We start from the raw sequence: 14,694 nt of genomic DNA, 5'->3' as shown, positions 1-14,694 counted from the left end.
GTATTAGCCCCGAAATGGCAATTCGCTTAGGGAAAGCTTTCGATACATCTCCTGAAAGTTGGCTCAATCAGCAAATGCAATACGATCTATGGCAAGCAGAGCAGACAATTGGCAATATCAAAGTCAAACGGCTATCAGTTGTCTAACCAGGGTTTGCAGCCGACGGACTCAACACCCCAGTGCGATGCCGAAGGCACTGCATAGCAGATCGCCATCGCTGTAGGGTGCGTTCCCTAATGTGGCTCCTACCGCTCCACTAGCAGTAGGCTAATCTGGCTAACACGCTTTTGGGCGTGATATTATGTGTTTGTATTCTAACACTTCGTTAATCGATAGCTATATAGAACCCAGCCAATGAGTATGAGTGAATCCAACGAGTTTGACATCACAACGCCAGAAAAACGGCATAAAGCGCTGAATAGTTAGCTTGCAATGGTGCCTTTGGCGCTTCCAGTAGCACTTGTTTTGGACGGTATTTCCCTTCTTACATCAGCTGCTAACGAAAAAGAGATTGCAGAACAAACAAAAGTAGCGATCGACATTATTCGAGCAGGAAAAGAAAATGGTGTTGATGAAATAGAGATTACAATGTCTCAGAAAGCTGGTGTTGGTCTATCTTCAGACGTTGATGGTGTCCCAATTGAGTTTATTGTTGGTGCTTCAGGTACAATGAAGCTAAAGGTAAAATACAAGTAGTGGGTGATGGCGAAACTCTACTATCGTGGAATGGCAGAGCAAAACGACAGACCCAAAATTGGTCGTAGTGCCAGATTATTAGGGGTTAGACCTAATATCGATATAAACATTCAGCAAATGCCAGTAGGTTGCCTAGATGAACAAAGCTATTTGTTACCAGATCCACAGCTTAAGTTGCATGGCGATCTTGTAACGGTTGCCATTAGGGACACAAAGGGAATGTCTGTTGCCCTATCCATTGAAGGTTTACCAGCATTTCGCAAACCTGCCAGTTTTGGTGGAACTGGCAAAGACCCTTTATGGCAAATTGACGATAGCCATATCACAGGGGATTTACAGGCTGTCCAAGATAGCCCAACTCACGTTAGCATCATGCCAAGAGTTACAATGGCTCTGGAAAAGTACGAGGCAGCATTGGCAAACACCCAAAAATATTGGGAAAAGGTTGATTAGTGGCAGACACACAATGGGAGGCTATCAAAATGGCATGGATATTTAGTCTATCGGCAGAATGTGGTTCGGATGAGAGCAACGCCTATAAATTTGCTCAGCATTTTGAGGGAATATCATGGTTGCTGTCAACTGGTCGCCATTGCCAGTGTCACACAGATATATTCCAAGATATAGAAGAAAATTGGTGGTGTCGTGTTTCACCAAGTAATCTTAGCGAAGTGGGAATAGACAGCCCTGAAAGTGCATATTCAATGACAGAGTTAGGTATCTTACTATATCAGTCCCTACGATTTGCTCCCCCATTCCGTTATGCACTGGTTGGTGTTGAAGTCGATGAATTTAGAACTTACAGCGAGCTTATTGAAGAATCATCTAACTTATCTATCCCAGGACTGGTTTTAGCAAAACCACTCGAACAAGAGCTAGGAATATTGTCAGTATTGCGCCCCTTTAGTTCTAGTTATGTTTGGCAACCCTACGCAGGAGAAGTCTACAATCCGCTTATGGTATCCCAAAACTTAAAAAATAAGCTTAATGAACTGCTTAAGTTAACCTCACAAGCGAAGACGGTATAACTAGACCGTTACACTGCTCCCACTGTTAGTATGATCGCAATCTTGTAGGGTGCGTTCCCTAATGTGGCTCCTACTGCCCCACCAATAGATTTTTGGGGAACGCACCATGCTAGAGGATTATAAAAATATTTGCCGTCGCACTCCAGCCTATCGTGGCTGAGTTCAACCGTTATCGAGAAAAATAATTAAATCCCGTCAAATTCCCCTAAAACTTTCACCTCTGGTTCTAACCAGAGAGACCAGCGATCGAACACTTGTTCCTGCACATGACGAATTAAACGCAGAATATCCGAGGCTTTTGCTGAACCAATATTCAGGATAAAATTAGCGTGTAATTCTGATACTTGCGCCCCACCAATTTGATAACCTTTTAATCCCATTTCCTCAATTAAAGCCCCAGCAAATTGCGGTTTAGGATTGCGGAAAACACTACCACAACTAGGACGATCATAGGGTTGGGTATTTTTGCGATGGCGTAAATTATGGGTAGTAATTGCCATTATTTCCTCGCGATTATCGGTAGCTTCTAACTGAAATGTAGCTTCGATAACTAAACGTTGATCCCCTTGCAGAGAAGAACTGCGATAACTATAATTTAAATCTTCTTTGCTTAAAGTTTCTAACTGACCATCGGGATTTAATACCAGCGCCCGCACTAATCGATCCGCCACACAGGAGGTATGTGCGCCCGCATTCATCACCACAGCCCCCCCCACCGTACCGGGGATACCCACCGCCCATTCTAAGCCCCTCCAGCCCCTTTTTGCCGCTCTCCAAGCTATTTTTGGCAGGGGTTCCCCCGCCGCTGCTGTAATCGTAGCAGTTTCGGCATCAAAACAACTCGATCGCAGATGACGAGTATTGAGGACAAGTCCGGGTAAACCTCGATCGCTGATTAGTAAATTTGAACCAGCCCCCAAAACAGTCAAGGGTAAATCTTGCGATCGCCACCAAGCGAACACTTCTCTTAATTCCTCTAGATTAACTGGTTCGGCATACCATTGCGCTCTTCCCCCCACCCGGTAGGAAGTGAAATCAGCTAGAGAAACAGAGGTTTTAATCATAGGGTTTTAGGGGGTTGGGGAGCATTTTCAGTGAACAGTAATCAGTAATCAGTAAACATAATAACTGATAACTGATAACTGATAACTGATAACTGAATCCTATACTCTAACTGCCAATTGTTCGCGGTAATGAGAGAGCATTTCGGGGATAACTTGATTGAGATTGCCAGCGCCGAGGAAGAGGGCTAGATCCCCTGGTTGGAGAATTTCTAACAGGAATTGACCTAAAGAACTCAATTCGGGGTGATAGTAGGCGTTTTTATGGTGTTTTCTCACCTGTTCAGCCACTTGCTGCCCAGTGACGTGATTGATATTCACTTCCCCGGCACTATAAATATCCGTTAAGACTACCACATCGGCAGAACTGAAAGCGGAGCCGAATTCCTCCAAAAAGGCAGTGGTGCGACTGTAGCGATGGGGTTGGAAAATAGCGATCGAACGTTGGTACTGTTTGCCTTCTACCTTCAATTTTGCCGCCGCTAACGTGGCCAACAATTCGCTAGGATGGTGGGCATAATCATCGATAAAAGTAATGCCGTTTGCCTCTCCCTTGTGTTCAAAACGGCGTTTTGCTCCGGCAAAAGTAGCGATCGCATCGGCAATAACAGCAAATTCTAAACCGAGATAACGTCCGATGGCAACCACTGCCAAAGCATTACTAATATTATGTTGCCCCGGGATTTTCACCTCCATTTGTCCCAGATAACTGCCTTTTTCCCAGACGGAAGCTTTCATCATTCCCTGTTCATAGATAATCTCGCTGACGGTGTAATCCGCACCTTTTTCGGGATCGAGACTATAACTAATTGTCGGACGGAAATGCTCGGCGATCGTGTCACAATCTAAACAAGCGACTAAAATCTGGCACTGATCGGCAAATTCACGGAAAGTATCGATAACTTCGCTTAAATTCTGGTAATGATCGGGGTGATCTAGCTCAATATTAGTGATTACGCCGATTTTTGGGGCGTGCTTGGTTAGGGAACCATCGGACTCATCGGCCTCTGCCACTAAAAAACGACCTTGACCAAGACGAGCGTTACCTTCCCACGCGTCCACCTCACCACCGACAATGATTGTGGGGTCTAATCCCGCTTCTAACAAAACGTAACCGATTAGGCTGCTAGTGGTGGTTTTTCCGTGGGTTCCAGCGACAGCGATACTGTCGTAATCAGCAATTAAAGCCGCTAAAACATCGCTACGGTGAAAAATTGGGTATCCTAAGTCTCTGGCCGCTTGATATTCCTTGTTATGGTCATTAATCGCCGTGGAGCAGATTACTTGCGGAACTGTTTGGCTACTGTTTTGAAGGCCAGGAGAATGAAATAAAGCTAAATTATTTGCCTCTTGACGGTGGAAAATCTGCGCTCCCGCTCCCTGTAGCCGTTGGGTGATATGAGTAGGACGTAAATCGGAGCCAGACACGGGTAAATTGCGTTTGGCTAAGATATAAGCGAGGGCTGACATCCCAATGCCGCCAATACCGATAAAATGGAAAGGTTGGCCGTTAAAATTAACTTTTTTCACTTTTTTCACTCCTCAAACCCACGATTATATAAGTTTTAAACTCGATCGGTAATAAAGTCAACCTCATGATAGGGGCATTTGAGCAGAATTCCCAAATGTTGCCCAGTCACCTTGCAACATCCTTGACGCAGAATTAAAATTTTTTCTCCCAATTCCTTTTTTTTACTGAGCTTTGCCAAACGTCCCCAAAATCGGTAAAACCCTACACCCTACACCCCACAAGCTGCCCCCACGAACCTAATTAGGGCAGCCATTCCAGTAAAATTCCCACGGAGCTATCTTTGCGAGCGCGGGAATTTTGGGCTTGAATATCGGCAGCTAAACGTAAATTAGAGGTAATCGCATAACCAACCGAAAGAGTAGTCAATCCCACCTCGTTATCACCACCGGGGGAGATAAAACTCTGACTGACGGTGATATCTGCGGCTCCCGTGCGAGAAAGGGCTAATTTGAGCTTTAATCCTAAGTTAAGCCCATCGGTGCTGTAATTTCCTGTTTGAATGTAACGATAGCCCACCATGGGAGCTAGATTGACATAATCACCCAAAGGGAGGAGATAGTATTGTAAATTTCCTCCTATTGCCGTCCTTTTGCCGTTAAAAGCCGTCTGATAATCGCCGCTTAGGGTTAAACTGGTTTGACCGAAAAACACATCTTCTACCCCCAAAATCACGCCACTGGAATTATCGCTAGAAGGAAACTCTGCATATCCCAAGCGGATACGAGTGCGAAAACTGGGATCGCGGCGAATATCTTCGGCGATATCGGGTATTTTTTCTAACCAACGCTCTAAAACCGGGCTTTCTTGCCGAATTTTCGGATCTAGGTCTAAATCCGTTTCTGCCCACACCGGACCAATCGCCCCCCATAATAAACTAAGAGCGATCGCATTTACAGAACAGCAAGAGAGCTTAAACATGATCTGCATTATAATCAAAAAAGATTCAGATTCCCCGCTATTCTTGAGAGGACGGGGGCAGTAGGAGCAGCAATAGTGGTCAGAATATTAAAACTTTCGCAATTAAGTGATGCGGAACGGGCAAAACTTCAGAAAAGAGCCGAGTTAGATATTGATAACGCCCTAAAAGTCGCTCAAACGGTGATAGAAACCATCCGCGAACGGGGGGATGCCGGCGTTGTGGACTATGTGCGGCGTTTTGACTACGAAGGTGCGACGGTAGAAAATATCAAAGTCAGCGAGGCAGAATTTGAGCGGGCTTTTCAGTTAATTGAACCAGAAGTAAAAACCGCCATTGAACAGGCTTTTCGGAATATTCAAGAGGTACATCGTCGCCAAATGCCGGAAGAAATACAACTGGCAGAAATTGAAGCCGGTGTCTTTGCTGGCGAAAAAATCTCTCCTATCCCCAATGTGGGTTTATACGTTCCCCGGGGCCGCGGTGCTTTTCCTTCGATGATGTTAATGTTAGCTATACCGGCAATGGTGGCAGGAGTGGAAAGAGTGGTGGTTTGCACTCCCCCCGATAAACAGGGCAACGTGGAGCCAGTGTCTCTGGTGGCGGCACGCATGGCTGGAGTCAGAGAAATTTATAAGTTAGGGGGCGTACAAGCGATCGCTGCTTTAGCTTTAGGAACAAAAAATATCAAAAGGGTTGACAAAATTACAGGTCCGTGCAGCGTCTATGGGGCGGCGGCCAAGCGGTTACTGTTCGGTACTGTGGATGTGGGTTTGCCGGCAGGTCCAAGTGAGTCGATAGTTTTGGCCGATGAGTCCACCGATGCCCGTTTAGCGGCCTTGGATTTATTAATTGAAGCGGAACATGGGGCGGATTCGGCGGCTTTATTAGTCACTCATTGTGAACAGGTTGCGATCGCTGCTAGTGAATACGCTCAGGAATACCTGCAAAAACTCCCAGATTGGCGACGGGAATTTTGTGAGGCGGGTTTAGCCGCCTATGGGGGCATAATTTTAACCGATAGTTTGCAGCAATCCCTCGATTTTGTCAATGAGTACGCCCCGGAACATCTAGAGCTTTTAGTTAGTAATCCTTTTGCCATTCTGGGCAAGATTAAAAATGCTGGCGAAATTCTCCTGGGAAATCATACTCCTTCCTCTATGGCTACCTACGCCATCGGAGTCAATGCTGTGCTGCCGACGGGAAGTTTTGCCCGTTCCTATTCGGCGGTTTCGGTTTATGATTTTCTCAAGCGCTCCACTTTGGCTTATGTCACCTCCGAAGGCTTTGAAAAGTTAAAAGAAACCACGAAAACTTTAGCCGAGTACGAAGGTTTTCCCGCCCATAAATTAGCAATTCAACACAGGGAATTTTTACTCTAAATAGGGGGAATAGGAAACGGGGAATAACTCTGATTTATTATCCTGTCTCCTATCTGTTACTATGATAAGAGCAGAGAATCAGGCAAGCATTTTATGAAAAAAGTAGTTGTTATTTTAATTCTGGGTTTTCTGAGCGAACAAATATCAATAAAATCACCAATTTCTGGCAATCAAACCCTCAATAATTTAGCCGTAGCTAACAACAATAATCGTCCCACTCCCCAGAAAAAACCTAGTCCTTCTCCACAGTTTCGGTGCGATGGTAGAACTCACTGTTCCCAGATGACCTCCTGTGCAGAAGCGACTTTTTTCTTGAGAAATTGCCCCAATGTCAAAATGGATGGAGACGGTGATGGAGTTCCCTGTGAAAGTCAATGGTGTGGAAAAAAATCCTCAGAAAAATGTTGGGAAAGTTCTCCAGATAACTAATTTTGTTTCCTCACCCCAATTCTCTCACTTAAAGAATCGGGGTGAAAACAATCAAGAAGCAGTAATCACGGGAGAATTAAGATATTGATAATTCCAGTCCGATTGTTGCCAAACGCGACCATCAAGGGCAATTTGTTCGATTAAACTAGCTAATCGTAAAGCTTTTAAAGCTTGTTCCCCACCGACAGAAGGTTGGTCCCCACCGCGCACACAATGAACAAAATGTTCTAATTCCGCGTGTAGAGGTTCAATATTGCTGGTATAAACCTTTTCAATTAAACCATCTTGACGGTAGAGAACTTGACCGTAATCGGTGCTATAGTTAGCGGTAGTTTGCCGATGAATGAGGATTTCATTATTGAGAAAATCCGCTTCCGTGAGAGAATTTTTACAGTGGGCTGCTAAACGACGAATCTTGCGATGAGTCACCTTACTAGCGGTTAAATTAGCCACTACTCCATTACTAAAACCAAGGGTTGCAGTGACATAATCGAGATAACCGGAATCAGTGGCAGCGCGACTACCACTAGCGGTTAATTTCACCACGGGAGCGGCGACTAATTCTAAAATTAAATCTATATCGTGGATCATTAAATCTAACACCACCGACACATCATTAGCGCGCTGGGAATAGGGACTCATGCGATGGGATTCAATCGCTAAAATCTCCTCGGTTTTCAAGACCTTCGATAACTCTTGGAAAGCGGGATTAAAACGCTCGATATGACCCACTTGCAGAATACAATCATGATCTGCTGCCGCGTTGACTAAAGATTCCGCTTCACTAATACTAGCGGCGATCGGTTTCTCGATCAAGGTATGTACTCCCGCTTGCAGACAGTCCATCCCGACTCGATGGTGTAACCGCGTGGGGACAGCGAGACAAACCGCATCTACCCTAGGTAAGAGATCTAAATAATTTTCAAAAAAACGGACTCGGTATTTACTGGCAGTTTCCAGACCCTTTTCGACGTTGACATCGGCCACCCCGACGAATTCCACGTCTTTTAATAAACTCAGGATGCGACTATGGTGTTGTCCCATGTTACCGACCCCGATAACCCCGACTTTAATCGGTTTGAGTTGATTTCTATTACCCGGAAAGTTTGCTGGTTGATTGGACATGAATTTTAGACTCCTGTGTTCACACTCCCCACACCACTTGATTAAATTAATCAAGCTGATTTTGTCCATTAATTACCAAGATGGTATCATGGTTATCCAGATTCTGACACGATGTCGGTGTCAATGGGGGTTCTGAGAAGATTTTCTGATTCCATCTGGCGGTTTTCACTCCCAAATGCTTATCAAAACATCGTCCCTTAGTAGCGAGGACTACATTCAGCTAAATTTTAACTATGGACAATTCAACGGATTTTAACTCCTTACGGGGATTAAGTGTTTTTTTGCTAGGAATGATGGGATCTGGCAAATCCACCCTGGGAGAGTTGCTTTCCCGACGGTTACAATATCGTTTTTTTGATACAGATATATTAATAGAAAGGGTCGCGGGAAAGAAAATCAGGGAAATTTTTGTCGACGAGGGAGAAGCGACTTTTCGGGAGTTAGAAACCCAAGTTTTGGCCGAATTATCCTCTCTGACTAAAACTGTGATTGCCACCGGGGGAGGGATGGTTTTAAAACCGATGAATTGGAGTTATCTTCGTCACGGTTTAATGATTTGGTTAGATGTTCCCCTAGAAATCTTGGTTAAACGTTTAAAACAAGATACCTCTCGTCCCTTGTTGGAGTCCACTGATTTAGAAAGTAAACTGGAATTATTATTAGAACAAAGACGAGGACTTTATGCAGAAGCAGATCTTCGGATTGTTGTTTATGACCTAGATAGACCTACTGATATCGTTGAGAAAATTTTAACAGCAATACCGACGGTGATTAAAGATTTTCATCCAGAAAGAGACAATAACTAATGATAGCAGCTTCAATTTTTGATTTACCTGAACTAATTCCCGACCGAGAAATTCTGGAAATTTTAGCTCAAAGTCAAGCTATTCGTCTAGAAAGAATTATTTCTACCGGTCAAACCACTCCCCGGGGTCAATGGTACGATCAATCTGAGTTTGAATGGGTGATTTTATTACAGGGATACGCTGAGATTAGTTATGAAGATGGCAGCCAAGTTAATCTGCAAGCGGGGGATTATCTCTTGATTCCTCCTCACCAAAAACACCGCGTCGAATTTACTAGCAATAATCCCCCTTGTATTTGGTTAGCTATCTATTATCGCTAGTAAAATATAGTTCCTGACTATTGCCAGCGATCGAATAAATCGGTTAAAACGATATTAGAAAACAAAAAACCTTCGGGGTCGCTTAATCTTACCCTGGTATCCCCCTCAATTATTACTAGATTACGCTGTTTATGCGGCTCTAAGACCTCTAAAATTGCTTTTTTGATTTCCGGACCAAAATTAGCTTCAATCGCGGGTAAACTCACCCCTGACCCTAACCTTAACCCTAGCATTAAGGTTTCGAGAAGATCATCGATAAAACTATTTTTCTCCACGTCAATTGGGCAGCCTTCTTTTACCCAAGCGAAATAGTCGCGACTTTTGCGCGGACGGGTAAAACGTTGTTGATGAAGATAACTAGCGGCCCCCATACCAAAACCGTAATAGGGACGATTTTCCCAGTAAACTCGATTATGTCGGCATTGATAACCCGGTTTGGCATAGTTAGAAATTTCGTAATGTTGATAACCGGCTAAAGCTAGTTTTTCACCAGCTAAAACATACATTTTCGCCGTGGTTTCATCATCGGGTAAGGGTTTTTTCCCCGGTTGATACTGTTTACCGAAAGGAGTAACCGCTTCTAAGACCAAATCGTAACAGGAAAGATGGGCCGGTTGCAGTTCGATCGCTTTTTCTAGGGAATTTTCCCAATCTGTCAGGGTTTGTTGTGGCAATCCTGAAATCAAATCCAAACTATAGTTAACTATTCCCAATCCCTGAATTAATTCCACTGCCTGATAGATATCCTTAACAGTATGCGATCGACCAGAAACCTGTAATAATGGTTCTTGAAAAGCCTGTACTCCTAAACTAACCCGATTGACTCCCGCACTAAGATAACCCTGTAATTGTTCTAAACTAAAGGTAGCCGGATCAATCTCCATAGAAATCTCTATATCGGCTGCAAAATCAAACTTTTTGGCTAAAGTATCCAGAATCGATCCTAATAATTCCACAGGTAACAGGGAAGGAGTCCCCCCCCCAAAAAAAATTGTTTCTAGGGGTTTCCCCGTCCCCTGACTAAGGCTAATTTCTTCCTGTAATATTTCCACATACTCCACCACAGGGGGAAAAGTCGCCGGATTGGTGCGATTACCGACGACAAAAATCGGGAAATCACAGTAAAAACAGCGCCGACGACAAAAGGGAATATGAATATAAACCGAGGTTATGGGGTGAAAATAGGGCATTAAAGCAGTTATCAGTGAACAGTAATCAGTAATCAGTGAACTCATACAGCCTTTCTCGTCAAGGTGAGGTACAGACTAAGCCTTGCTAATCAAGTATTTTAGATGCAAGAACGAACCTCATCTATCTGAGAAACGCTGTAACTCGTATCTGATGACTGATAACTAATAACTGATAACTGATTCAAGGCTGACTCCCGACGGCTATAATTTCGTTTATCTTCGTTAAGATGTATTATGGCTGGGGAGAACATCTCCTAGAATGGAGGCAACTTTCCCGACACAAATTAGGAGAAACCCACAGATATAATAGAAAAGCATCCATACTCATTATTTTTCTATCATCATTCCCCCCTATCCTCTCTGGTATTATCCCCATGCTTGATGCTGTCATAATTTTACTATTCGTCTTCGCTGTTGCCAGTATTGGTTATAGTGGTGTTGACTTGCTGCCGGTTACTGTCCAGTCGCAAATCAGCAATATTGAAGCTTTACGCTGGTTATCGGCGGGTTTTGCCTCAATTATTGGTTTAGCTCTTGGTTTAGTTGCCCAAACTACCTATCGTCGTCTAGAAACCCAAGTACGGCAAACTCCGATCGAAGTTATTTTAACCCGTTCGGTCGGTCTAGTTATTGGTTTGTTGATTGCTAATCTGATCCTAGCTCCGATTTTCTTCCTACCGATTCCCAGAGAATTCTCGTTTATCAAGCCGATAATCGCTATTTTAGGCAGTATTATGTTTTCCTATCTGGGGGTTAGTTTAGCTGATACCCACGGTCGCACTTTTCTGCGTCTGATTAACCCCAATAGTATGGAATCAATTCTAGTGGCAGAAGGAACCCTGCAAGCGGCCGCCACTAAAGTTGTTGACACCAGTTGTATTATCGATGGTCGTATCGAACAATTGTTAGACACGGGATTTATCGAGGGACAGATACTCATCCCCCAATTTATCCTTCAGGAATTGCAACAGTTAGCGGATGGCAGTAACGACCAAAAACGAGTTAGAGGAAGACGCGGATTAGATATCCTAAACCGGATGCAGCAAGAATTCCCCGAGCGCATTATCATTCATCCCGCCGATTATGAGGATATTAGCACCGTAGATGCTAAATTAGTCCATCTTGCCCAAGAAATTAACGCCACCTTGCTCACTAACGATTACAATCTCAGTAAAGTGGCCAATCTGCAAAAAGTCACCATCTTGAATGTCAATGATCTCGCCCAAGCAGTACGCCCGATCTACTTGCCTGGGGATACGTTAGATCTGAAAATTCTCAAAGCAGGAAAAGAACCCACCCAAGGCATCGGTTATCTAGAAGATGGCACGATGGTGGTGGTAGAAGAAGGAAAAGATTATCTAGGGGGAGAATTGCGGGTAGTGGTGACATCTGCACTGCAAACCTCGGCCGGACGGATGATTTTTGCTAAACCCCAAAATTCCCTGATTGCCTAAAGGTAATAAAACCCAAAAAAGCCTCAAATACAGAGCCAGAGGGGATTGTATTTGAGGAATTTCATTTTTTAAGGGAAGTTAAGTCACCAATCGAACTATCTAGTCAATTGATACCTAATTAAGCTGGTTTATTGATTACAGCCATGGACTGACGAGCAAAACCGAAATAACTATCCCAGAATTGTTTCTGACTATCGAGGGCAACTTTGGTGGCGGTTTCTTGGGCGGTTAGGTAGGATTTAACCCATTCTTGTTGATATTCGAGGGATTTAACCAAAGTTTCTGGAAACTCAAACACTGGTGTAGTCGAGGGAAGACCATTACCCCAAGCGGACAGAAGCATTTTCTGCCATTCGGCTAGGTATTTTTGGTATTCTTCAAGATAATTGGTGTTCATAGAAGTCAAACCGCTAACTAGCCCATCTGGAAGGAGATGGTGAGAAAGTGGGGCGGTGTTGCCACCTTCTCGAAAGCAAAAACCGTGACGAGATAAAATATAATATTCTATCCCTTCTTTAATTATAACCTGAGTTTGTGATCAGCCCCAATCTTTATGCGATCGCACTAGGCTGGCCCTATTTTTTGGTGACTCGGAACTAACGCTAAAATAATCCTACTCTAGCCATTTTCTCCCAACTATGATCGATCGCCCTATTCATGTAATTGGTGGAGGATTAGCGGGGACTGAGGCGGCGTGGCAGATAGCCCAAGCAGGTATTCCCGTGATCCTGTACGAAATGCGCCCAATTCGCTCTAGTCCCGCCCACCATAGCCAATTTTTAGCCGAATTAGTCTGTAGTAACTCCTTTGGTGCCATGGCGGTGGATCGCGCCACCGGGTTACTCCATGAAGAATTACGACGCTTAAATTCTCTAGTTATTGCCCAGGCCGATCAGCATAGTGTCCCCGCAGGAGGGGCTTTAGCGGTCGATAGAGGGGTCTTTAGTCGAAATTTGACGGAAATCTTGGCTAACCACCCTCTAGTCACCTTAAAACGTCAGGAGATCACGGAAATTCCCCGGGATGGTATCGTCGTTTTAACCACTGGACCGTTAACCAGTGCTGCTTTGGCCGCAGATCTGCAAAATTTTGCCGGCCTGGACTATCTGAGTTTTTTTGATGCCGCTAGTCCGATTATTCTAGGGGAATCGATCGATCGATCGATCGCTTTTCTGGCCTCCCGTTACGATAAAGGTGAGGCCGCCTATCTCAATTGTCCCATGGATCGGGAACAATACCTGCATTTCTGGCAAGAGTTAAAACAAGCAGAACAAGCGGAATTAAAGGATTTTGAGCGAGAAAATGCCAAATTTTTCGAGGCTTGTCTGCCAATCGAAGAATTAGCCTGTCGGGGAGAGGATACCATGCGTTTTGGTCCCCTGAAACCGGTGGGATTAGCGGATCCCAGATATCCGGATCAACGTCCCTACGCAGTTATACAGTTGCGAATGGAAGATAAAGCGGGGCAATTGTGGAATATGGTGGGATTTCAAACTAATTTAAAATGGGGTGAACAAACACGAGTTTTCCGTCTGATTCCGGGGTTAGAAAAGGCCGAATTTGTCCGCATGGGGGTGATGCACAAAAACACCTTTATTAATTCTCCCCAGTTATTATCCTCCAGTCTCCAGTTTAAATCGCGACCGACGCTATTAGCGGCAGGACAGTTAATCGGCACGGAAGGCTATACGGCTGCGGCTGCTGGGGGATGGTTAGCGGGAACTAATGCCGCTCGTTTAGCTTTAGGATTAGAAACGGTGACATTGCCAACCACAACGATGATGGGGTCATTATTTGAGTTTATCAGCAGTGCCGAACCGAAACATTTTCAACCGATGCCGCCAAATTTTGGCATTTTGCCGAATTTTACCAGAAAAATCCGCAATAAACGGGAACGTTACGGTCAATATGCCAATCGCTCTTTGCAGGATTTAGAAGCATGGATGAATCAGTTAAAAACTCCCTGTCTCGTCTAACTGTCAATCGCTAATCGATCGCCCATAATAGAGAAGGAACCTATTTCTTTCTCTATCGCTATGCCAAACCCCGATTTTTTCCCTCCCCAATCCTACAGTCAAGAGGATGTGCAGGAAATTCTCTATTTGGCTATCTCCCGTCAAGGGGATAGGGGAGAAATTACCCGTCAACAGTTGTTAGAAATTGCCGACGATTTAGCTATTGAAGTTAAAGACTTAGAAGCGGCGGAAAAGGACTGGCAAGAGTCAAAAATGCTCAGTTATAAACGGCAAGAATTCGATCGCTTTCGTCGCGAGGAGCTAAAAAATAAAACCGTTCGCTATCTGATTATTAATAGTTTTTTTATTATCATTAATTTAATTAGTTCGGGAACAATTTCTTGGGCAATTTATATCTTTTTGCTGATGGGTTTACCTCTTTCCCTTTCTGCTTGGAAAACTTTTCAAAATCAAGGAATTGCCTACGAAGAAGCATTTAAACGCTGGAAAATTAAGGAGGAAATGAAAGAGTCTTTTACCAATCTTTGGACACAAGTTAAAAAGTTTTTACAGTTTTAATAGTGTTGCCAAATTAAGCCTTTTTTGTTTTTGTGAACCACAGAGACACAAAGGACACAAAGTTGGGCTTTTCACAACTACTTAGGGTTTGCTGAATAATGGTAAAAACCTTACAGGAAAGGGCTTTTAGCTTGATTGAGAGCTTCCCAAATGCACTTAAATCTGCTAGAATCTCTTAAAACCCTTGCATCACCCTTGCATCACCCTTGCATCTTCTCTAAT

At 44.0% G+C, this 14,694-nt stretch carries 17 protein-coding genes; 11 read left to right on the top strand and 6 right to left on the bottom strand.

Going from position 1 to position 14,694, the window contains the following annotated elements; genetic code table 11:
- Positions 1-14: 14 nt before the first annotated feature.
- The 4 genes from O9323_RS08765 to O9323_RS08750 all read left to right on the top strand — a co-directional run bounded on the left by O9323_RS08765 (position 15) and on the right by O9323_RS08750 (position 1,724).
- Positions 15-146, top strand: a complete 132-nt coding sequence (locus O9323_RS08765; RefSeq protein WP_288124969.1) for a helix-turn-helix transcriptional regulator — start codon at positions 15-17, stop codon at positions 144-146.
- Between the two features lie 286 nt (positions 147-432).
- Positions 433-696, top strand: a complete 264-nt coding sequence (locus O9323_RS08760; RefSeq protein WP_004158989.1) for a KH domain-containing protein — start codon at positions 433-435, stop codon at positions 694-696.
- Between the two features lie 6 nt (positions 697-702).
- The gene (locus O9323_RS08755) at positions 703-1,149 is read left to right on the top strand and encodes a Tse2 family ADP-ribosyltransferase toxin (protein WP_004158993.1); all 447 of its coding nucleotides are present in this window, start codon (positions 703-705) and stop codon (positions 1,147-1,149) included.
- A gap of 29 nt (positions 1,150-1,178) precedes the next feature.
- Positions 1,179-1,724: a hypothetical protein gene (locus tag O9323_RS08750; RefSeq protein ID WP_353851590.1), complete on the top strand. Its 546-nt coding sequence runs from the start codon at positions 1,179-1,181 to the stop codon at positions 1,722-1,724.
- A 185-nt stretch (positions 1,725-1,909) separates the two neighbouring features.
- On the opposite strand, the gene murB is transcribed toward O9323_RS08750, so the two are convergent.
- The 3 genes from murB to O9323_RS08735 all read right to left on the bottom strand — a co-directional run bounded on the left by murB (position 1,910) and on the right by O9323_RS08735 (position 5,243).
- Positions 1,910-2,788: a UDP-N-acetylmuramate dehydrogenase gene (gene murB, locus O9323_RS08745; protein WP_288124966.1), complete on the bottom strand. Its 879-nt coding sequence runs from the start codon at positions 2,786-2,788 to the stop codon at positions 1,910-1,912.
- 99 nt (positions 2,789-2,887) lie between these two features.
- On the bottom strand, positions 2,888-4,315 hold the full coding sequence (gene murC / locus O9323_RS08740; RefSeq protein ID WP_004158996.1) for a UDP-N-acetylmuramate--L-alanine ligase: 1,428 nt from the start codon (positions 4,313-4,315) through the stop codon (positions 2,888-2,890).
- Positions 4,316-4,556: 241 nt separating this feature from the next.
- Positions 4,557-5,243 carry a hypothetical protein gene (locus tag O9323_RS08735; protein ID WP_069474945.1) on the bottom strand — a complete coding sequence of 229 codons (687 nt, stop codon included), beginning with the start codon at positions 5,241-5,243 and terminating at the stop codon, positions 4,557-4,559.
- A gap of 66 nt (positions 5,244-5,309) precedes the next feature.
- Here O9323_RS08735 and hisD point away from each other — a divergent pair, with 66 nt between their 5' ends.
- Positions 5,310-6,614: a histidinol dehydrogenase gene (hisD, locus tag O9323_RS08730; RefSeq protein ID WP_287233138.1), complete on the top strand. Its 1,305-nt coding sequence runs from the start codon at positions 5,310-5,312 to the stop codon at positions 6,612-6,614.
- A gap of 93 nt (positions 6,615-6,707) precedes the next feature.
- Positions 6,708-7,043, top strand: coding sequence for an excalibur calcium-binding domain-containing protein (locus O9323_RS08725; protein WP_004159012.1), 336 nt, complete (start codon positions 6,708-6,710; stop codon positions 7,041-7,043).
- Between the two features lie 51 nt (positions 7,044-7,094).
- Here the strand turns inward: O9323_RS08725 and O9323_RS08720 are convergent, their stop codons facing one another.
- Positions 7,095-8,168 (bottom strand): Gfo/Idh/MocA family protein, encoded by a 1,074-nt coding sequence (locus O9323_RS08720; protein ID WP_002737757.1) that lies wholly within the window; start codon positions 8,166-8,168, stop codon positions 7,095-7,097.
- A gap of 233 nt (positions 8,169-8,401) precedes the next feature.
- On the opposite strand from O9323_RS08720, the gene O9323_RS08715 reads away from it, so the two are divergent.
- Together O9323_RS08715 and O9323_RS08710 are read left to right on the top strand one after the other, a co-directional pair.
- On the top strand, positions 8,402-8,974 hold the full coding sequence (locus O9323_RS08715) for a shikimate kinase (RefSeq protein WP_149107811.1): 573 nt from the start codon (positions 8,402-8,404) through the stop codon (positions 8,972-8,974).
- A complete protein-coding gene (locus tag O9323_RS08710; RefSeq protein WP_004159018.1) occupies positions 8,974-9,294 on the top strand; it encodes a cupin domain-containing protein in 321 nt (106 codons plus the stop codon). The genes O9323_RS08715 and O9323_RS08710 overlap by 1 nt, the downstream gene beginning before the upstream one ends.
- Positions 9,295-9,311: 17 nt before the next feature.
- Here O9323_RS08710 and hemW read toward each other — a convergent pair whose 3' ends face one another.
- Positions 9,312-10,484: a radical SAM family heme chaperone HemW gene (gene hemW, locus O9323_RS08705; RefSeq protein WP_288124968.1), complete on the bottom strand. Its 1,173-nt coding sequence runs from the start codon at positions 10,482-10,484 to the stop codon at positions 9,312-9,314.
- A gap of 374 nt (positions 10,485-10,858) precedes the next feature.
- Here hemW and O9323_RS08700 point away from each other — a divergent pair, with 374 nt between their 5' ends.
- The gene (locus O9323_RS08700; RefSeq protein ID WP_024969898.1) at positions 10,859-11,938 is read left to right on the top strand and encodes a PIN/TRAM domain-containing protein; all 1,080 of its coding nucleotides are present in this window, start codon (positions 10,859-10,861) and stop codon (positions 11,936-11,938) included.
- Positions 11,939-12,056: 118 nt separating this feature from the next.
- Here the strand turns inward: O9323_RS08700 and O9323_RS08695 are convergent, their stop codons facing one another.
- The gene (locus tag O9323_RS08695) at positions 12,057-12,335 is read right to left on the bottom strand and encodes a hypothetical protein (RefSeq protein ID WP_002778592.1); all 279 of its coding nucleotides are present in this window, start codon (positions 12,333-12,335) and stop codon (positions 12,057-12,059) included.
- 241 nt (positions 12,336-12,576) lie between these two features.
- On the opposite strand from O9323_RS08695, the gene trmFO reads away from it, so the two are divergent.
- Complete coding sequence (gene trmFO, locus O9323_RS08690) at positions 12,577-13,914, top strand: FADH(2)-oxidizing methylenetetrahydrofolate--tRNA-(uracil(54)-C(5))-methyltransferase TrmFO (protein WP_004159022.1); 1,338 nt, start codon at positions 12,577-12,579, stop codon at positions 13,912-13,914.
- Between the two features lie 60 nt (positions 13,915-13,974).
- Complete coding sequence (locus O9323_RS08685) at positions 13,975-14,472, top strand: 2TM domain-containing protein (protein WP_002791820.1); 498 nt, start codon at positions 13,975-13,977, stop codon at positions 14,470-14,472.
- Positions 14,473-14,694: the final 222 nt, after the last annotated feature.

The organism is Microcystis sp. LE19-131.1A (assembly GCF_027532015.1).
In the GTDB taxonomy this organism is placed as follows: Bacteria; Cyanobacteriota; Cyanobacteriia; order Cyanobacteriales; family Microcystaceae; genus Microcystis; species Microcystis ichthyoblabe_A.
This window is presented reverse-complemented; position numbering and strand designations above follow the sequence as displayed.